Raw genomic sequence first — 18,452 nt, forward strand, 5'->3', positions numbered from 1 at the left:
TGACGGGTCAGGTGTCTTTCGCACCAAAATCCACGCGCCGATGTAACGTATAGACTCAGGGTTGATACGATGGCTGGCGTTCCCGTTGCCCGTCAAAATAGGCGTATCATGCTCCGTTATATCCCCACCTTTCTTGCGACCCTCGTGGTTGCGACCCAGCTCTCCGTGCCGATAGCACAGGCGGCTGCATCTGATTACAACCTTGTTCTCGTCGAAACGACCTATCCCTTCGGAGACGGCGCGGTTCTGGAGCTTCGTCTGATTGATACCCGCACCAATGCGCCCGTCGAAGGCGCCGTCATCTTTGCCACAAGGCTGGATATGGAGCCGGACGGCATGGAGACGATGACTTCGACGGTCTTGGCGTTGCCCGGCGAAGAGCCGGGTCTCTATCGCTTTTCCGCCGATCTGACGATGGACGGAAACTGGCGGTTTTCCGTTGCGGCCAAGGTGCAGGGCGAACCTGAAACTGTTCAGGCGCAAATCGTGCTCGAGGTGCTGCCATGAGCGTCTTTGGCAAATTGGTGCTTATCGGCGTGGTTGGCGGCGCGGCTGGATGGGCGGGCCTCGCGGCAGGCGTCAAGGGTTGGACGCCTGCTATGCTGGCAAATGTGGCGCAGACGCAATTCACCGCGCTGATGGGACGGCAAGCTGAAGCAATGCCAGCCGCAACCCGAACGCCGACAGGCCCGGTCATCTACTACCGACACCCTGACGGTCTCGCCGAATGGTCCGCCGCGTCGACCGAGACTGCCGATGGAAAGTCCTTTTTGCCGGTCCTGGCGAACGAAGACGTATCGTTTGATCCAGAGGCGATCACGCCTCTAGAGGCAGAGAGTGGCGAACGAACCCTACTCTACTACCGCCACCCGATGGGCCTGCCTGATACGTCGCCGGTGCCAAAGCTGGATTCCATGGGGATGGACTACCTGCCCGTCTATGCCGACGAGGTAAGCGATGCCGGATCAGTGACCGTATCGCCCGGCAAGCTGCAACGCACGGGCGTGCGTACGTCAATTGCAGTGTTTGATCCCATGGCAACAACAGTGCGTGCGCCGGGGATCGTCGCGCTGGACGACCGTAGAGTCAGCGTCATTTCATTGCGTGCGGATGCGTTCATCGAAGAAGTTGAGGATGTAACGACCGGATCAATCGTTGAAGCGGGCGAACCGCTGGCGATGCTCTATTCCCCAGAGGTCGTCGCCGCTGCGGCGCAATATGTTTCCGACCTTCGGGGCGGTGAAGGGAGGGTCGAAGGCAGCCGCCAAAGGCTGGCAAATCTGGGCGTCCCAGCAGCCGTCATCGACAAGATCGCGGCGGAAAGGCGTACGCCGGTGCAAATCACTCTGATGGCACCGCGGTCGGGCGTGGTACTCGAACGGATGGCCGTCGAAGGCATGATGTCAGAGGCTGGAGAAACGCTGTTTCGTATTGCCGATACATCGGTTGTCTGGGTCATGGCGGACGTGCCGGAATCTGCGGCTCGCGGGCCTTTCGGATGGAAACGCTGCGACGATCACCTTCCCAGGCCTGCCGGGCGAGACCTTCAGCGGCTTGATCGACAAGATATACCCTGAAGTCGATATGCAGACCCGGACTGCACGCGTCCGCATCGATCTGTCCAACCCCGAGGGTCGCTTGCTGGTCAACATGTTCGCGGATGTGGTTTTGGCGACGGGCGACGGTGCGCCCGTGGTGCAGGTCCCGGAAACGGCGGTGATCGACACCGGCGATCGCCAGGTGGTGATCCGCGATATGGGAGAGGGGAAATTTGTGCCGCAGGATGTGGTGCTGGGGCGGCAGGCCGCCGGGATGGTGGAAGTCCGCGAAGGTATTGCCGAGGGCGACCGGATCGTCACCACCTCGACCTTTCTGATCGACGCGGAGAGCAACCTGAACGCAGCCCTGGCTGCGCTGACCGCCCCGGAGGCAGTCGAATGATCGCGCGTGTCATCGAATGGTCCGCCCGCAACCTTGTTCTGGTGTTCTTTGCCACGGCCCTGATCATCGCCGCAGGGGTCTGGTCACTGCGCAACTTGCCGATCGACGCTATTCCCGACCTGTCTGACGTGCAGGTGATCGTGCTGACCGATTATCCGGGCCAGGCTCCGCAGGTCGTCGAGGATCAGGTCACCTATCCGCTGACTTCGGCGATGCTGACGGTGCCGCGATCCCGCGTCGTGCGGGGGTTTTCGTTCTTCGGCATTTCCTTTGTCTACATTATCTTCGAGGACGGCGTAGACCCCTATTGGGCACGGTCTCGCGTTCTGGAATACCTGAACGCCGCGGCAGCCCGCCTGCCGGACGGCGTGACGCCCACGCTCGGTCCCGATGCGACCGGGGTCGGATGGGTTTACCAATACGCGATCACCGGAGAAAATCTGTCGCTGGCCGAATTGCGGTCGTTGCAGGATTGGGTCGTCCGCTTTGGTGCAAGCCGTGCCGAGGGCGTGTCCGAAGTGGCCAGCGTCGGCGGCTTCGTCAAGCAATACTCGGTCACGGTGGATCCGGTGCGGATGCGGGCGCAGGGGTTCACGCTGTCCGACATCGGCAAGGCCATCTCTGAAAGCAACATGGACACCGGCGGGCGCACGGTAGAGCTTTCCGAGTTCGAATTCATGGTACGCGGACGGGGCTATCTGTCGGGGACCGAGGATATCGGCAACATCACCCTGCGCAGTATCGGCGGCGTCCCGATCAGCCTGCGCGACGTGGCGCGGGTCGAAATCGTCCCCAATGAACGCCGCGGCATCGCCGAGTTGAACGGTGAGGGCGAGGTGGCCAGCGGCATCGTGCTGCAACGGGTGGGCGCCAATGCACTGGACGTGATCGAAAACGCCAAGTCAGAACTGGATGTGGTTGCTCAAAGCCTGCCGGACGGGGTCGACATCGTGCCGGTCTATGACAGGTCCAACCTGATCCTGTCGGCAATAGAGACGCTGAAAACAACGCTTCTCGAAGAAAGTCTCGTTGTGGCCGGGGTCACGATCATTTTTCTGTTGCACGTCCGGTCGGCCCTCGTAGCGATCATCATGCTGCCTATCGGATTGCTCATGGCTTTCACCGCGATGAAATTCCTCGGGATCGGGGCCAATATCATGAGCCTCGGCGGCATTGCCATCGCCATCGGCGCAATGATCGACGCCGCCATCGTGATGATCGAGAACGCGCACAAGCATCTGGAACGTGCTGCCCCCGACAAGCCCCGCATCGAGGTGCTGATCGAAGCCGCAAGCGAGGTCGGCCCGGCACTGTTCTTCAGCCTGCTGATCATCACCGTATCGTTCCTGCCGATCTTTGCACTGGAAGGACAGGAGGGACGCATGTTCGGCCCGCTGGCCTATACCAAGACGTTTTCGATGGCGGCGGCGGCGTTCCTGTCGGTGACGCTGGTGCCTGCGCTGATGGTGGTCTTCGTGCGCGGCCGGATCATGCCTGAACACAGGAATCCGGTGAATCGGGCACTCATCGCCGTTTACCGCCCAATCATCCGCGCCGTGCTGAAGGCCAAAAGTCTCACGATCATAGTGGCTCTCGCCGCACTGGTGGTCACGATCTGGCCCGCGCGGCAGTTGGGGTCAGAGTTCATGCCCGTCCTGAACGAGGGCACGCTGATGTATATGCCGACCACTTTGCCCGGTCTGTCAGTCACCAAGGCCGCCGAGTTGATGCAGACGCAAGACCGCATCATCAAGACCTTTCCCGAGGTCCTGACCGTCTTCGGCAAGGCGGGCCGCGCCCTGACCGCGACCGATCCCGCGCCGACCGAGATGTTTGAGACGATCATCCAGCTCCGCCCGGAAGACGAATGGCGGCCCGGTGTGACGACCGAAAGCCTGCGGCAGGAAATGGATGCCGCCCTGCAATTTCCCGGCGTATCGAACGCTTGGACTATGCCGATCCGCGCCCGGATCGACATGCTGTCCACCGGTATCCGCACGCCGGTCGGTATCAAGGTTTATGGCACGAGTCTGACCGAGATGGAGAAAGTGGCTCGTGAGGTCGAAGCCGTGGTACGCACGGTGCCGGGAACGACCAGCGCCTATGCCGAACGGGTGATCGGCGGCTATTACCTCGACATCACCCCAGACCGTACAGTGCTTGGCCGCTACGGTCTGTCGGTGCAGGATGTGCAAGAGGTAATCGGCATGGCGTTGGGGGCCAAGGCCATCACGCAGACCGTCGAGGGGCGCGAGCGCTACGACGTCGCAGTGCGCTATCCGGCGACACTGCGGTCTGATCCGGAGACGATTGGGCGCGAGGTTCAGGTTGCACTGCCGGGCGGTGGCACCATTCCGCTGGGGGACGTGGCCACCATTGAACGCACCCGCGGAGCTACGTCGATCCGCACCGAGAACGGACAGCTTGCCGTATATATCTTTGTCGATATCGTCGGACGCGATCTTGGCGGCTATGTGGCCGAAGCTCAGGCGGCGGTCGCGGCCTCCGTCACTCTGCCACCCGGCTATTCTTTGGGCTGGAGCGGTCAGTTCGAATACCTTGAACGCGCGAAACAGCGGCTGGCCACTGTTGTGCCGCTGACGCTGGCGCTGATCTTTCTGCTGCTTTACCTAAACTTCCGCCGCCTGACGGAAACCTTGATCGTGATGCTGTCGCTGCCTTTCGCTCTGGTCGGTGGCATTTGGCTCATGTGGTTCATGGGCTTCAACATGTCGGTTGCGGTGGCCGTCGGGTTTATCGCGCTGGCCGGGGTGGCGGCTGAAACCGGAGTGATCATGTTGATCTATCTCGATCAGGCTTTGAATGAAGCGCGTGCCCGCGCGGGCGACAGGGACCTGACCCGCGACGAGCTCCACGCCGCGATCATGGTGGGTGCAGTAGACCGCGTGCGCCCCAAGATGATGACAGTTGTCGCAATCATGGCCGGCCTGATGCCGATCCTTTGGGCGCATGGCACCGGGTCCGAGATCATGCAGCGCATCGCAGTGCCCATGATCGGGGGAATGGTGTCGTCAACCTTGCTGACCCTGATCGTCATTCCGGCGGTTTATGCCATCATCAAAGGGTGGAGCCAGAAGCAAGCCGGTACAGTGCCTGATTTGGCCCTTGGGCGGGCCGCAGAATAAGGGCAACGGCGTCAAGCAAGCAATAGGATATTGAGATGTATGCTCGAAACCTATGGAGTCACCGCGACTTCGACCATGCGGATTGTAGTGTCCCCGTCCCCGCCGCCGGTCGGCTGCGTCCAGGCCACAAACGTACCGGCGTCTCCGCGCGCCATTCGGGGAAAACCGATCGATCCGCCGCCCCGATTGATATGGAGCGCCTGAGGCGCTGCGCATCCGGTACTTCGCGATATGTGGCACATGACGATCGCTTCACCGCCTCCCACATATTCAATCCAGAGCGCCAATGCGCTTCCATCCGGCATTTGCAGAACATCCACCCGTCCCGCGGCTGTGCCGAGGTCAATGCGGAGCGGTTCGTCAAACTGCGCGCCGCCATCGGCCGAAAACGCGATATAAACCTCCGGTTTATTCTCAGCTGCAGTGAACCAGATAACGGACACCTTGTCGTCCATCGTATCAACGGCTGGGCCATTTACGGGGCAGCCGGCAATTTCCCATCCGTCGTCGTGAACAGTGAGGGGTTGCGTCCAGTCCCCTCCGGTAGATCGAATAATCGAAATGTCGCGGATTTCATCGGCGGTTCGATCACGATAGACCGCCACGATATCGTCCGAAGCGGTCCGCGCTGCGGACGTCTGACAACAAGTACAAGCGCGCGCGTCCAACAGGCTTTCTGGCTTCATCGTTCCGTCAGAGTTGATCTGTCGTGCGCGCAGCTGCATCGCATTCTCGAAGTTTTCGCCTTCTGTTTGACTGTCATACTCCCGGCCATCCAGCCACAGCGCCGTCAACCCGCCAAACTGATCGGGAACCAACGAAACAAAACCGTGCTCGCGTTGTGATCTGTCATCATGGGGAATAAGCGGTTCCGTCCAGCTTCTGCCTTCATCTTTAGAAAAAGCGATATTGACGTCATATTGGTAATCACCCTCCCCATTCAGTTTAAGCCATTGTGCCGCCAGGCCGCCATCAGCCAGCACCGCTACCGATGGAAAATCGGCCCAGTTGATGTAAATCTTTGACGATTTATGAATTGTGCGAGCGTCCGACCACTCGCTGCCATCAAGGATGGCCATGCGAACTTCCGCTTCGGCTCCGTTTTCTTCTGTCCAACTCAATACGACCCGGCCATCCGGCAAGGTTGCAAGTGATGGCTCACGGGCACCGATGCCGACCGGGGCTGCGCGGTCGGTCAATCTGAAGAGGTCGGTTTCCTCGGCATATGTTGCGGTGAAAGAACTGAAAAATGCACCAATACTCAATATGGACGCATAAAGACATTTACTCATGAAAACGTTCTTCCGCCAGTTGTGGCCATGTCGCGGCGAACCTAGTAGTCGTTGACCGCGAACCAAACTCCACCCTCTTATCTGTCGAAACGGCTTAATTGATCCCATTGGCACGCTGCAATGCTCGAATATACGTCACGATAGCAAGGATCTCTGATCGCGTCACGCCTTCAACCGCTGGCATGTTTCCAAATTTCCAATGATGCGCCCGCACTCCATTTTGCGCCGCGAGGACAAACGCCATGTCGCTGTGATGGCTCGGTTCGTAAATCTTGTGAACAAGCGGTGGAGCAACGCCATCCCGGCCTTGCCCGTTCAGGCCGTGGCACACGGCACAGACCGCATCATAAGCGCCTGCGCCGATTTGCTCCTGCTCTGTAAAACTTGCTGGTAGCGTGACAGTTACAAGCGCGCCTGCGGGAAGCGCGACGCCCTCATCCGTCTGCGTACCCGTTTGAGAGTAATCCGGCTGCATGATGTACCAGCCTGCTGAAGCAACGGCGATCAAAGCAAAGAATATCGCTGCCCATTTCATCCCATCAAACTCCTTCATGATGTTGCTATGGCCCCCTGCCCTACCAAAGACAGAGCTGGGTATCTCTGCTTGGATCGCTCGAATTGGCCAGCCTCTTGTGGCGCAGTGTTGTCTGGCTGAGCATGCCCCAATGGCTGAATCGATTTGTTTAAAAAGGCCATGATTTCCTGATACCGGATCCGCGTGTCTTCCAGCGTCTGATAGTAATTGAAGAGCTCTTTCAGCGGTGCCGAGAAGTCCTTGTGTGCTGCCAGGACGGCCACCAGCGCGCCGAGTGTAATGCGACCTTCGATGACAAAATATCCACCCAAAGAGTAGAACAGGAAGGGCGTCAGCGCGGTCAGAAAATTGTTGAGGGCCTTGATGAAGAACTTCAGACGGAAAATCTTCCTGCGCACGCGCTCAAGCTCTCTAAAACTTGTACTCACTGGCAGCAGCCCGGCCGGATTGACCTGTCGTTCGCGCAACTGATCGCTGAGCTGCCTGCCAAGTTGTCGGACTTCCCTGATCCTTGTGCGTGAAAGGGCGTTGACCCGGCGTTGTAGCTTGGGCAGCAGCACGAGTTGAATTGGCAGCACCGTCAGTGCGGCGGCACCCAACACAGGGTCCTGAACGAACATGAAAGACAGGATCGTCAGAAGCGTACCGCCTTGCAGGATTGGTAGCGCAAGGACATCTGCAGCAAAGCCACCTATGGGCTCAACTTCCTGTGCGAGAATAGGGATGATTTCGCTCTGGTTTCGAGCGTCTGGATCGCTGCGCCAGTGCCGATAGACCAGCAGGCGGAAGCGCCGCAGAAAACGCTCAGCGACATACCCTTTGAAAACATTAAGGCCATATTTGTTTAGCCCGTTCAGGATGATCGCCAGAAGGTAAAGACCGCAAAGCAGCATGAGGAAAACGACCTGATCGAGGTCTTGTCCCAAAATGGCAATCGGGAAACGGCCTGAATCCAGAGCGTTGTTTACGATCTGTTTTGGCAGTTCTAAAGTCAGATAGAGTATAGGCATTGCGATGAGGCTAACCAATATCATCAATGCCTGCTGACTTCTGGAGTAGCGCAAGACAGTCTTGAAAAGACTTTTTTCAAGCCCTCGTATGGGCTCTGTGTGTAACGCCGGCGTGCTGCGGTACTTCCAAAGCTTCAGAATGCCGCGAATAGCAAGATATGAGCCAACGGTGATCAGCAGCGCGGGGGCCAAAACCAGTATGAGATGAATGAACGGATGCACCCAGTCTGGCGTGGCATCGTTGTAGTCGTACCCAAAGGCGGCAGCTACGTCGTGTACAAGCAGGTGATACCTGTCCAAGAGTGACATTGAAAAGTCTAGCCCTTGGATTTCGGCGCAAGGTGGTCGTGCACGATGATGACGCCCCACATGCCCGCTTCCCGGTGGCCGGGGATCAAGCATACGAACTCCAGGTTGGCCATATCGGAGAACTCCCAGATCAACTCGGCATTTTGTCCACTAGGGATCGAAACTGAATTGGCGTTGTCATGTTGCATATCGGGATGTTCGCGCATCCACTGCTGGTGTTCTGCAACCTCGTCAAAGGAGCCAAGAAAGAACTCGTGATCCAGTCTGCCGGCATTGCCGATCGAAAACCGGATGACCGACCCCCTTTCAATCTGGATCGCGTCCGGCTCGAAAAGCATGTAGCCGCTTTCTGTCTCCCTGATGGACAATTCAATCGTCCTGTCGATCGAGGAGCCATCACCGGGTTTCCCGATCGGATCATGGCCAAGCATTTCGAAGGCTCGGGCGTGAGGCTGCTGGCCCTTCCCACTGGAAGCGCCTACTGAAAAAGCCGGAAGGACGAGCGCAAGGGCGATGGTGCAGGTTCTCAGGAAATTCTTCATGCTCGGCTACCTCCGTAGCGCTTGATTTTATGGGATCTTCTTGCTTGCTCGGGCCAAGCGATCAAGGCGATGGGGCCGGAGTGTTTACCCCCGACCCCATTGTTTGTAGTTACTTCATCTGCGTGACGGTCAGTTTACCCTTGACCCGGTCAGCGACGAATTCGATGCCCTGACCTTCCGCCATCTTGGCCATCATTGCTTCGTCGGCGCGAAACACCATAGTCATCGCGGGCATATCGAGGTTGACCAGAGGGCCGTGGATGATTGTGACCTTGCCGGCCTTGGCGTCGATTTTCTTGATGGTCCCGCTCGTGTATTCCACGTCAGCTTGGGCCATCTGGTCACCGACTGCGACCTCACGGTGCATGCCGGATTCGTAGTGGCCAGGGATCAGGCACGCCGCTTCGAACGTACCAGAATTCGCGAAAGTCCAGACAACCTCACCCGACGCGCCCGCATCGAGACGGATACGGTTCGGATCGTCGTGTTCCATATCCATCTTGGCCATTTCGATCTTGTGCTCGGCATTCCGCTCTACCGTGTCGAGGACGAATTCATGCTCCAGCTCACCCTTGTTGGTGATGTTGAAGCGGATGGTTTCGCCCTCCTTGATATCCATCGGCTCACTCTCGATCAGCATCTGGCCCTCATCGTTTTCGAGCAAAGTGACGTCGATTGTGCGGTCCACCTTGGCGGCGTCACCAGGGACACCGATGTCCATCTGCGGTGCCGCCGTTTCAGCTTTGCTGGTATGCCCGGGAGATGCATAAGCGCCCGTGGCAAGTGTGAGAGTGATGGCCGTGCTGAGAAGTATCTTTTGCATTTTATTGTCCTGTAGGTTGGTTAGGTTGGAGATGACGAAGGGCCGCTCAGCCCTTCGAGGTTGGTTTCGGTGTGAGAATGGTCTTGGGGCTGTTGTTGGAGGCAAATTCGGGTAATTCGCCGGTCCATTCGTAGGCCATCTCGCCCGGAGGATTCTCGTACCAGCCGGGATCGGAGTAATCGTCCGCGTCGATGCCGTCCCGCACCTTCACGACCGAAAACATGCCGCCCATCTCGATGGGTCCGTACGGGCCCCAACCCGTCATCATCGGGATGGTATTGTCGGGTAGCGGCATTTCCATTTTTGCCATGTCCCCCATGCCGGACATGCCCATCGGCATGTATTCCGGCTGGAATTGACGGATCTTCTGGGTCAGCGGCTTCTTGTTCACCCCGATGAACGTCGGCACGTCATGGCCCATGGCGTTCATCGTATGGTGCGATTTGTGGCAATGGATCGCCCAATCTCCCAGATGATCGGCGACGAATTCGTAGGCGCGCATCGCACCTACGGGAATGTCGATGCTGACCTCCGGCCACTGTGCTTCAGGCGGCACCCAGCCGCCATCCGTGCAGGTGACCTTGAAGTCATAGCCGTGCATATGGATCGGGTGGTTCGTCATCGTAAGGTTCCCAACCCGTACTCGCACCCGGTCGCCCTTGTTCACGACCAGCGGATCAATGTCGGGGAAGATCCGGCTGTTCCAGGTCCAAAGGTTGAAATCCGTCATCGTCATGATGCGGGGTACATAGGTACCCGGATCGATGTCGAAAGCATTCAGCATGATCAGGAAATCACGATCCACCGGCATGAATGTGGGATCCTTGGGGTGGACCACGAACATGCCCATCATCCCCATCGCCATCTGGGTCATTTCATCGCCGTGGGGGTGGTACATGAACGTTCCGGACTTCACCAAGTCGAATTCGTAGACGAAGGTTTTGCCCGGCGGGATGCTTGGATGGCTCAATCCGGAGACCCCATCCATGCCTGAAGGAAGAATGAGCCCGTGCCAGTGCACCGTTGTGCCTTCCGGCAGCTTATTGGTGACGTAGATGCGCACCCGGTCGCCTTCGACTGCTTCGATCGCCGGGCCGGTGGATTGGCCGTTGTAGCCCCACAAATGCGCGATCATGCCGTCGGCAAGCTCGCGTTCTACCGGTTCGGCCACGAGGTGAAATTCTTTCACCCCGTTGTTCATCCGGTGCGGCAGGGTCCACCCGTTCAATGTGACCACAGGTGTGTAGTCCGGCCCGGAATTGGGACGCGCCGTGATCGCCGTTGCTGCGCTATCCATTTGGGCAGCTTCGGGCAGGCCCATGTTCAGGGTTTGACCCCAGGCTTTCGAAGATACCAGCGTTGCACCTGCCGCGCCGGCTCCGAGTAATTGACGTCTATTTAGCATGTCAGTTCCTTTCAGTGTCCTGCGCCGCCACCGGCGGCAAGTGTCGCGCCTTCTCCACCAGCACCGCCACCGCCTTCGCCGCCGCCATAGATCGCAGCGGTCAGATCAGCCTGTGCCATGTAGAATTCGCGTTTTGCGTTTGCCGCTTCCAGTGATGCGCCCAGTTTCTCGCGCACGTCTGTCAGCAGCTCGAAAGTGTTGGTGATCATGCCGTTATAAGACAGCAGCCCCTCTTCTTCGACGGTCGTGCGTAGCGGCACCAGAACGTCGCGATAGTGGCGGGCGATCTTATACGCGGCGTGATAGGAGGCTTCAGCACCACGCGCTTCGGACCGCACGTTGACGGCTCTTTCTGCCAGCACGTTAGCTGCTTGCAGGTACGACAATTCCGCCTTGCGCATCCGTGCCTTCCCGGTGTCGTAAATCGGGATTGCGAACTCCACCTCCACCTGAGGGGTGGTCACGGTCTCCGTTTCTCCGTCCTCAATTTCCCGCTCCGCTTCGAACCCGGCAATGAATTCGAGATCGCTGATAATGCGAGTCTGATCAGTCAGACCAAACGCCTTGGCCTGTGCTTCCAGGCCAAGTTTGGCAACGCGCAGATCAACCCGATTTCGCAATGCTTTCGCTTCGATGTCAGTCACACGGCCGACGGAACGCGGCAGCGCAGGAAGGGCATCGGGCACATAATAGTCGACTTCGGTGCCCCACAGCCCCATGAGCCTGGTCAAAGCCTCCTTGGACCGGGTAGCACTCAATCGTGCCTGGGCAAGTTGTCCAGCGAGTTCGGCATTGAATGCCTGCTCGCGGGCCTGTCCAGCTTTGTTGAGTGCGCCGGTCTCACCCAGCCTCATAGCCAATTCCGATCCGGCGTCAGACGTCGCCTTCGCACGGCGGAGATAACTCACAGCCTCGAAGGCGGCTACGGCATCGACCCATGCCTTCCGCGTCTGATTGGCCAGTGCGAGTGTGTCGTTCACGGCGCTCAGTTGAGCCTGCCGGAAGTTTGCGTCTGCAATGGCCGTACGCTGCTTGCGAGTGGTGGCATCGAGCACGTTCGACCGGATCAGTCCCTCGATCGCCCTGTAGGCACCCAGTTCGGGCGCACCGATGCCCAGTATACCAATCGACACGATCGGGTTTTCCGGCGTCGATTGCTGCCAGGCCTCTGCGGCCGATAGGCCAACGTTCGCATAGGACGCCTGCAACCCTTTGTTGTTCAGAAGCGCGACCTGAACGGCGGTGTCCGCCGAAATGGTCTTGCGGTACACCATTGCGTGCACCTGCTTCTTCAAGGCCTCGTTTTCGGCCTGGGTTTCGGCGAAGGCTGTCCGTTTGCCGATGGCTGGTGTGACCTGGCTGGAAATGTTGGCAAAGCCAGCTTTTGGTTCCGTGTAGATGCCCGGTACAGCTGCAGCACAGGCACCCAAGATTAGCGGAAAGCCGAAAACCAGCGGAAACTTCGATACCCGCATCAGTTGCCCTCCGTCTGTTCTTGATTGACGGAACGCCAGTCGCGGGGACCTGTAGGGCCGCGATAGGTGTAGCCCGCCAAGGGGTCCTGATAGCTGATCGGCGATGAAACTGCCGTGTTGACGACGGCCTGTTGGGTCGCGACGGACGGCAACGGGGTGGGCTCATAGGCGCATGCGCCAAGCCCGAGGGCCGAAGCCCCCATAAGTATATGAATTTTCATGAAAGTAACCTGATTGGTGAACGTTGTCTCACGCAGAATCTGCGCAAGGCTCACACCCGATTTGGGCGCCGGTTCAGATCAAGAATCGAGGGGGCCGAAGAAACCCTGCTGTTTCTACCGAATACGTTTGACCGTCCAGAATGACATATTCACTTGTACCAACCGGCTCTGCTCTGATCCTAGTGTCTTCGATGAAGACGACAGAAATACAGATGCCGTTGCAACACTCTTGAGATTGTTGCTCTTTGCCATCCTTGTCGGACGCTGCGATGTCAATGTCGCTTGCGACCCTAAGCGTCTCATGCGCGTGATGCGCATCGCTTCCGGTGTCATGAGTCATGGCAGCACCAACGACACCAACAGACTTGGCTTGATGTCCGTCATGCATGCCGGATGCCGCGTGAGCGGCAGAAGGTGGTGACAATACCAATGCCAGCGCAAACGCAATGCACGTAAACACCCTTGACCAGCTTGATATGAAAACTCGAAAGCTCATGCCGCGAACATCGGAGACCTGTGCAGTACAGTCAATCCGTCCTGCGCAGGAAGGTTTGTCGCTTTTTTTGAAACAGGCGAGTTTTGGCCGCTGCTGTCAGAGAGTGCTGCATATCAGCGACATAGAGAGAGAGCCACTATCTCCGTCCAGCGGAGCGTTGCTGACGCATCTTGGCTACTGAACCTCTGCCAGCTTCTCAGACCTGTAGCCCGCATCGCTGATCGCTGCGGCCAATGCAGTTTCATCCAGAGTGCTGTCGACGTCGACGATACGTGCAGTCAGATCGCACGAAACCGTTGCATCTGGGTCGGCCGCCATAATGGCCTTTTGGATGGAAGCGGTACAATGGCCGCAACTCATGTTCGGTACGCTGAATTTGAACATCGCAATCTCCTTTGACGACATGCATGTAAGGCGTTCCGGCGCGGGAAGGTCAATGGCCAGAATTTTATTCTACATGCCTGTTGACCTTCCAGTAACTGGAGGCCCTATCTGCAGGAGTATCAGAACAAGGAGATTCTCATGTCGGATCCGCGCACCCTTCGGCTTTCCCTGCAAAACATGTCCTGCGCTTCCTGCGTCGGGCGCGTGGAACGTGGCCTCACGGCTCTGCCGGGGGTCAGCGATGTCCGTGTCAATCTCGCCAGAGAGACCGCCCAGGCGCAGATCGACGCACCGGAGCGCATCGCCGAAATCGCCACGACCCTTCAGGAGATCGGCTATCCGGCCCGGAGCCGGAGCGTACGTCTGAACATTTCATCTATGTCCTGTGCCTCGTGCGTCGGTCGGGTGGACAAGGCACTGGCAGTGCTGCCGGGCGTGCTGGACGTGAACGTCAACCTGGCCTCGGAAACCGCTACTGTCAGCTATCTGGAGGGCGCAGTCGCGGTTGCCGACCTTATCAAGGCGGCCAGCGACGCGGGTTACCCCGCCACGCGGGCCGAAGACAGTTCATCGGAAGACGCAGGAGCCCGCAAGAACGAAGAGGCACGGGTTCTGGCTCGCCGGACTGTCGTGGCGACGACCCTCGCCCTGCCCGTATTTTTGCTCGAGATGGGCGCACATCTGATCCCCGGGATGCACGGTCTCATCGGCGACACCATCGGCCATCGGGCCAGCTGGATGATCCAGTTCGTGTTGACCACGGCAGTCCTGCTCTGGCCAGGACGTGCTTTCTACACACGCGGTTTCCCGGCACTGTTGAAAGGCGCGCCGGACATGAACAGCCTTGTCGCGGTTGGCACATCGGCGGCCTACATCTATTCACTTGTGGCGCTTTTCGCACCGACGCTGCTGCCCGCGGGATCGCGCGCGGTCTATTTCGAGGCAGCGGCCGTCATCGTGGTGCTGATCCTTCTGGGCCGCTGGCTGGAGGCCCGCGCAAAGGGCCGGACCGGGGCTGCGATCCAGAAGCTGCTGGGCCTTCAGGCAAAGACGGCCCGTATGCTGGTTGACGGGGAGCCGCAGGATGTGGCCATCGACCGCATCGTCGCTGGCGACATTCTAATCGTGCGCCCTGGCGAGCGGATCGCAGTGGATGGTGAGCTGACCGAAGGCAGTGCCCGTGTGGATGAGAGTATGATCACCGGCGAACCGGTGCCGGTCGCCAAATCCGTGGGCGATCCCGTCACCGGCGGCACCGTCAACGGCAGCGGTGCCTTCCGGTTTAGCGCGACGCGTGTGGGTGCCGACACGACGCTGGCCCAGATCATCCGGATGGTCGAAGAGGCGCAGGGCGCCAAGCTGCCGATCCAAGGGCTGGTGGACCGGATCACCCTGTGGTTCGTGCCCGCGGTCATGGCATTGGCGCTGTTGACGGTGATTGTCTGGCTGTTGGTCGGTCCTTCGCCCGCGCTGTCATTTGCGCTGGTGGCTGGCGTATCCGTGCTGATCATCGCCTGCCCCTGCGCGATGGGTCTTGCCACGCCAACGTCGATCATGGTCGGCACGGGACGTGCCGCCGAGATGGGCGTGCTCTTCCGCAAGGGCGACGCGTTGCAACAGCTATCCAGCGTGGATGTGGTGGCGCTGGACAAGACCGGAACGGTGACCCAGGGCCGCCCGGAACTGACCGATCTCGTGCTTGTGCACAGCTTTGACCGCACCGAGGTGCTGACGCTTGTCGCCGCTGTCGAGGCGCAATCGGAACACCCGATCGCCGAGGCGATTGTGCGCGCGGCAAAGGTCGAGGGCGTCGCGCGGCATGACGCTAAGGATTTTGAATCCATCACCGGCCACGGCGTGCGGGCAAAAGTGGCGGGCCGCGAGGTGCTTGTCGGGGCCGACCGCCTGATGACCCGCGAGGGGCTGACAATCAGCGATCTGGCCGACGAGGAGCGTCGGCTGGCCGAACAGGGCCGCACCGCACTTTTCGCGGCGATCGACGGTCGTGTCGCCGCCGTCATCGCGGTGTCCGATCCGGTGAAGCCGTCCAGCGCCGCTGCAATCCGCGCCTTGCACGCACAGGGACTGAAGGTCGCCATGATCACCGGTGACAAGCGCGAAACGGCAGAGGCTATCGCCCGCGAAATCGGCATCGACCATGTGATCGCTGGCGTTCTGCCCGACGGTAAGGTGGCGGCGCTCGACGATCTGCGCGGCGCGGGCAAGCGCATCGCGTTCGTTGGCGACGGGATCAACGACGCACCCGCGCTTGCCCATTCGGACGTGGGTATCGCCATCGGCACCGGTACAGACGTGGCCATCGAATCCGCAGATGTGGTGCTGATGTCCGGCGATCTGCGCGGCGTCGTGAACGCCCTCGAGGTGTCGCGGAGCACCATGCGCAACATCCGTCAGAACCTTTTCTGGGCATTTGGATACAACGTCGCCCTGATCCCGGTTGCGGCGGGCGTGCTTTATCCGGTGTCAGGACTTCTGCTCTCACCCGTTCTGGCAGCAGGTGCGATGGCTCTCAGCTCTGTCTTCGTGCTGACGAATGCGCTGCGGCTGCGCCGCGTGCGCCCGGCGATGGACGAAACGGCGCGCCCCGTCTCCGAAGCCTCGGCATCCCCGATTCCAGCTGAATGAACTCAAGGAGGAAACGATTATGAACATCGGAGATGTGGCCGACCTTTCCGGCCTTCCCGCCAAAACGATCCGCTACTACGAAGACATCGGTCTTGTCGAACCGCTGCGCAGTTCAAATGGCTATCGCAGCTTTCGGCAAAGCGACGTGCACAAGCTGGCCTTTCTCGGCCGGGCACGGGCCCTTGGATTCACCATCGAGGATTGCCGGAGCCTGCTGAAGCTTTATGCCGATACTGACCGCGCCAGTGCCGAGGTAAAGCAGATTGCCGAAGAGCATCTTGATCGGATTGACAGCAAGATCGCCGAACTGACCGAAATGCGCGCGACGCTGTCGCATCTTGTGGATGCATGCGCGGGTGATCACCGCCCCGATTGCCCCATCTTGGCCGATCTGGCGATGGAACAAAAGGCGGGCAGTATCAGCAAGGCGTCCGGGTAGCTCTGACGTCTGCAAAAGCCGAACTTTCCCGAAAACTACGGAACATTCCAGCGCAGCAATGTTGTTCCTTCTATAGGACATCAATTTTTCGAGACTGGAGGTCGCCAATGACATACCTACGCTTTTTCGCGATGATCGCCACATCCACGGTGGTGATGTTCATCCTGATGTATCTCAACACCTATCTGCTGAGCCATATCTTCTGGTCCGAAACACGCGCCTATATGGCCGTGCTGATGGGGGCCATAATGGCGATCATCATGCTGGGCTTCATGCTGTCAATGTACTCCAGCAAGGCGATCAACGCTGCCATCTTTATTGGCGGCGCCGTGGTGTTTGCCGGATCCCTCTGGCTGGTCCGGAGCCAGGTGACCGTGGGCGATACCAGCTACATGAAGGCAATGATCCCGCACCATTCGATCGCGATCATGACATCGAGCCGCGCCAACATTTCTGACCCTCGGGTGCGCAAACTGGCTGACGAGATCATCTTTGCCCAAGACAAAGAAATCGCCGAAATGCGGTATCTGGTGAATGACATCGACACGAATGGTGACGCGGCTGATGAGGGTCTGGATGGTTCAGCCCGCATCGTCGATCTGAACGAGGCACTCTCATCCGCCGAAATCGCCATCCTTGATCTGGAATTCCTGACTGGCGATGAGATCGCGCAGCTTTTCCCGGATGGGGCCATCTGCACCTTCAAGTATACGACGACCAGCAAACCTGTGCTTGCCACAGGACAGATCGACGGTGCCCCGGCGGCGCTGGCAAAGATCAGCGGCGACCTGGTGCGTCTTGGTTCAACCGACGCAACCGGCACCCTGAGCACCGAAGGAATGTCCGTAAGCCTCAGTGCGCCGGACGGGGCTGCGGCGCTGGAAAACAGTGGTGAAGTGCAGGACGCCAACCTCGTGCTCGAACTCGATGCCGGCCTGCGGGCAGGCTATCGCGGCTATTATGGCTGCGACGCCTGAACCCTGAAACGGAGGATATGACATGCCAAGAGACACAACCCAGACAGCCAAGCTTTACCGGATGGTGATGCCCGACCACCTCTGTCCCTATGGGCTCAAATCCAAGGACCTGCTGGAGCGCAAGGGTTTCGAAGTCGAGGATCACCCTTTGACCACGCGTGAGGAAACCGACGCGTTCATGGAAGAGCACGGCGTCGAAACCACCCCGCAAACCTGGATCGGGGACGAGCGGATAGGCGGATATGACGACCTTCGGGTCCATTTCGGCATCGATGCGCCGGAAGACGAACGCTCGGACACGTCCTACCAGCCGGTGATCACGATCTTTGCCGTCGCGTTCCTGATGGCGCTCGGTTTGTCGTGGTACAGCTTCGAGAACATTTTCACCCTGCGCGGGCTGGAATGGTTCATTTCGATCTCGATGTGCTTTCTGGCGGTACAAAAACTTCAGGATGTCGAGAGCTTCTCGACCATGTTCCTGAACTACGACCTGCTGGCGCGTCGGTGGGTGCGTTATGGCAAGATCTATCCGTTTGGAGAGGCTTTCGCAGGTATCCTCATGGTCGCCGGGGCGCTGACCTGGCTTTCGGCACCGGTGGCCTTGTTCATCGGCACTGTTGGCGCAGTATCGGTTTTCAAGGCGGTCTATATCGACAAGCGTGAATTGAAGTGCGCCTGCGTCGGCGGCGACAGCAACGTACCGCTCGGCTTTGTCTCGCTCACAGAGAACCTGATGATGATGGTCATGGGGATCTGGATGCCGATCAGAGTCTATCTGATCGGCTGAAAGGCGGGTGCCGTTTTCATATCC

17 protein-coding genes are annotated in these 18,452 nt (G+C 59.0%); 8 read left to right on the forward strand and 9 right to left on the reverse strand.

Going from position 1 to position 18,452, the window contains the following annotated elements; genetic code table 11:
* The first annotated feature begins 69 nt into the window (after positions 1-69).
* Genes AC0L7P_RS23100 through AC0L7P_RS23115 form a run of 4 tightly spaced genes read left to right on the forward strand, consistent with a single transcriptional unit; the run spans position 70 to position 5,087 of the window.
* Entirely contained in the window at positions 70-507 is a 438-nt protein-coding gene (locus AC0L7P_RS23100) for a FixH family protein (RefSeq protein ID WP_205589693.1), read from the forward strand.
* Positions 504-1,577, forward strand: coding sequence for a hypothetical protein (locus tag AC0L7P_RS23105; protein WP_473436401.1), 1,074 nt, complete (start codon positions 504-506; stop codon positions 1,575-1,577). The genes AC0L7P_RS23100 and AC0L7P_RS23105 overlap by 4 nt, the downstream gene beginning before the upstream one ends.
* The gene (locus AC0L7P_RS23110) at positions 1,531-1,941 is read left to right on the forward strand and encodes an efflux RND transporter periplasmic adaptor subunit (RefSeq protein WP_473436407.1); all 411 of its coding nucleotides are present in this window, start codon (positions 1,531-1,533) and stop codon (positions 1,939-1,941) included. Before AC0L7P_RS23105 ends, AC0L7P_RS23110 begins: the two co-directional genes overlap by 47 nt.
* The gene (locus AC0L7P_RS23115; protein WP_007120880.1) at positions 1,938-5,087 is read left to right on the forward strand and encodes an efflux RND transporter permease subunit; all 3,150 of its coding nucleotides are present in this window, start codon (positions 1,938-1,940) and stop codon (positions 5,085-5,087) included. Before AC0L7P_RS23110 ends, AC0L7P_RS23115 begins: the two co-directional genes overlap by 4 nt.
* Before the next feature lie 50 nt (positions 5,088-5,137).
* On the opposite strand, the gene AC0L7P_RS23120 is transcribed toward AC0L7P_RS23115, so the two are convergent.
* The 9 genes from AC0L7P_RS23120 to AC0L7P_RS23160 all read right to left on the reverse strand — a co-directional run bounded on the left by AC0L7P_RS23120 (position 5,138) and on the right by AC0L7P_RS23160 (position 13,579).
* Positions 5,138-6,379, reverse strand: a complete 1,242-nt coding sequence (locus AC0L7P_RS23120) for a sialidase family protein (protein WP_007120881.1) — start codon at positions 6,377-6,379, stop codon at positions 5,138-5,140.
* Positions 6,380-6,473: 94 nt separating this feature from the next.
* Positions 6,474-6,932, reverse strand: a complete 459-nt coding sequence (locus AC0L7P_RS23125) for a c-type cytochrome (protein ID WP_008282869.1) — start codon at positions 6,930-6,932, stop codon at positions 6,474-6,476.
* Positions 6,929-8,233: an ABC transporter transmembrane domain-containing protein gene (locus AC0L7P_RS23130; protein WP_007120883.1), complete on the reverse strand. Its 1,305-nt coding sequence runs from the start codon at positions 8,231-8,233 to the stop codon at positions 6,929-6,931. Before AC0L7P_RS23130 ends, AC0L7P_RS23125 begins: the two co-directional genes overlap by 4 nt.
* A gap of 8 nt (positions 8,234-8,241) precedes the next feature.
* A complete protein-coding gene (locus tag AC0L7P_RS23135; RefSeq protein ID WP_007120884.1) occupies positions 8,242-8,775 on the reverse strand; it encodes a cupredoxin domain-containing protein in 534 nt (177 codons plus the stop codon).
* 109 nt (positions 8,776-8,884) lie between these two features.
* A complete protein-coding gene (locus AC0L7P_RS23140) occupies positions 8,885-9,598 on the reverse strand; it encodes a copper-binding protein (RefSeq protein ID WP_007120885.1) in 714 nt (237 codons plus the stop codon).
* Between the two features lie 46 nt (positions 9,599-9,644).
* Positions 9,645-11,003 (reverse strand): multicopper oxidase family protein, encoded by a 1,359-nt coding sequence (locus tag AC0L7P_RS23145; protein WP_473436402.1) that lies wholly within the window; start codon positions 11,001-11,003, stop codon positions 9,645-9,647.
* A gap of 11 nt (positions 11,004-11,014) precedes the next feature.
* Entirely contained in the window at positions 11,015-12,478 is a 1,464-nt protein-coding gene (locus AC0L7P_RS23150; RefSeq protein ID WP_007120887.1) for a TolC family protein, read from the reverse strand.
* A 294-nt stretch (positions 12,479-12,772) separates the two neighbouring features.
* Positions 12,773-13,195 carry a hypothetical protein gene (locus tag AC0L7P_RS23155; protein ID WP_237280027.1) on the reverse strand — a complete coding sequence of 141 codons (423 nt, stop codon included), beginning with the start codon at positions 13,193-13,195 and terminating at the stop codon, positions 12,773-12,775.
* A 174-nt stretch (positions 13,196-13,369) separates the two neighbouring features.
* Positions 13,370-13,579: a heavy-metal-associated domain-containing protein gene (locus AC0L7P_RS23160; protein ID WP_007120889.1), complete on the reverse strand. Its 210-nt coding sequence runs from the start codon at positions 13,577-13,579 to the stop codon at positions 13,370-13,372.
* Positions 13,580-13,717: 138 nt separating this feature from the next.
* Between AC0L7P_RS23160 and AC0L7P_RS23165 the strand changes: the two genes are divergently transcribed.
* From AC0L7P_RS23165 to AC0L7P_RS23180, 4 genes are all read left to right on the forward strand, one after another.
* A complete protein-coding gene (locus AC0L7P_RS23165) occupies positions 13,718-16,225 on the forward strand; it encodes a heavy metal translocating P-type ATPase (RefSeq protein ID WP_007120890.1) in 2,508 nt (835 codons plus the stop codon).
* 19 nt (positions 16,226-16,244) lie between these two features.
* Positions 16,245-16,664 (forward strand): Cu(I)-responsive transcriptional regulator, encoded by a 420-nt coding sequence (gene cueR, locus AC0L7P_RS23170; protein ID WP_007120891.1) that lies wholly within the window; start codon positions 16,245-16,247, stop codon positions 16,662-16,664.
* A 107-nt stretch (positions 16,665-16,771) separates the two neighbouring features.
* Positions 16,772-17,641, forward strand: coding sequence for a DUF305 domain-containing protein (locus tag AC0L7P_RS23175; RefSeq protein ID WP_237280026.1), 870 nt, complete (start codon positions 16,772-16,774; stop codon positions 17,639-17,641).
* A 22-nt stretch (positions 17,642-17,663) separates the two neighbouring features.
* Positions 17,664-18,428: a MauE/DoxX family redox-associated membrane protein gene (locus tag AC0L7P_RS23180; protein ID WP_197089315.1), complete on the forward strand. Its 765-nt coding sequence runs from the start codon at positions 17,664-17,666 to the stop codon at positions 18,426-18,428.
* The last annotated feature ends 24 nt before the right edge of the window (positions 18,429-18,452 follow it).

This window comes from Oceaniglobus sp. K40-3 (assembly GCF_055808395.1).

Bases quoted from the DNA above. Each gene is read 5' to 3' on its own strand.
- AC0L7P_RS23100 (WP_205589693.1), top strand. From the start codon at position 70: ATGGCTGGCGTTCCCGTTGCCCGTCAAAATAGGCGTATCATGCTCCGT.
- AC0L7P_RS23105 (WP_473436401.1), top strand. From the start codon at position 504: ATGAGCGTCTTTGGCAAATTGGTGCTTATCGGCGTGGTTGGCGGCGCG.
- AC0L7P_RS23115 (WP_007120880.1), top strand. From the start codon at position 1,938: ATGATCGCGCGTGTCATCGAATGGTCCGCCCGCAACCTTGTTCTGGTG.
- AC0L7P_RS23120 (WP_007120881.1), bottom strand. From the start codon at position 6,379: ATGAGTAAATGTCTTTATGCGTCCATATTGAGTATTGGTGCATTTTTC.
- AC0L7P_RS23125 (WP_008282869.1), bottom strand. From the start codon at position 6,932: ATGAAGGAGTTTGATGGGATGAAATGGGCAGCGATATTCTTTGCTTTG.
- AC0L7P_RS23130 (WP_007120883.1), bottom strand. From the start codon at position 8,233: ATGTCACTCTTGGACAGGTATCACCTGCTTGTACACGACGTAGCTGCC.
- AC0L7P_RS23135 (WP_007120884.1), bottom strand. From the start codon at position 8,775: ATGAAGAATTTCCTGAGAACCTGCACCATCGCCCTTGCGCTCGTCCTT.
- AC0L7P_RS23140 (WP_007120885.1), bottom strand. From the start codon at position 9,598: ATGCAAAAGATACTTCTCAGCACGGCCATCACTCTCACACTTGCCACG.
- AC0L7P_RS23145 (WP_473436402.1), bottom strand. From the start codon at position 11,003: ATGCTAAATAGACGTCAATTACTCGGAGCCGGCGCGGCAGGTGCAACG.
- AC0L7P_RS23150 (WP_007120887.1), bottom strand. From the start codon at position 12,478: ATGCGGGTATCGAAGTTTCCGCTGGTTTTCGGCTTTCCGCTAATCTTG.
- AC0L7P_RS23155 (WP_237280027.1), bottom strand. From the start codon at position 13,195: ATGAGCTTTCGAGTTTTCATATCAAGCTGGTCAAGGGTGTTTACGTGC.
- AC0L7P_RS23160 (WP_007120889.1), bottom strand. From the start codon at position 13,579: ATGTTCAAATTCAGCGTACCGAACATGAGTTGCGGCCATTGTACCGCT.
- AC0L7P_RS23165 (WP_007120890.1), top strand. From the start codon at position 13,718: ATGTCGGATCCGCGCACCCTTCGGCTTTCCCTGCAAAACATGTCCTGC.
- cueR (WP_007120891.1), top strand. From the start codon at position 16,245: ATGAACATCGGAGATGTGGCCGACCTTTCCGGCCTTCCCGCCAAAACG.
- AC0L7P_RS23175 (WP_237280026.1), top strand. From the start codon at position 16,772: ATGACATACCTACGCTTTTTCGCGATGATCGCCACATCCACGGTGGTG.
- AC0L7P_RS23180 (WP_197089315.1), top strand. From the start codon at position 17,664: ATGCCAAGAGACACAACCCAGACAGCCAAGCTTTACCGGATGGTGATG.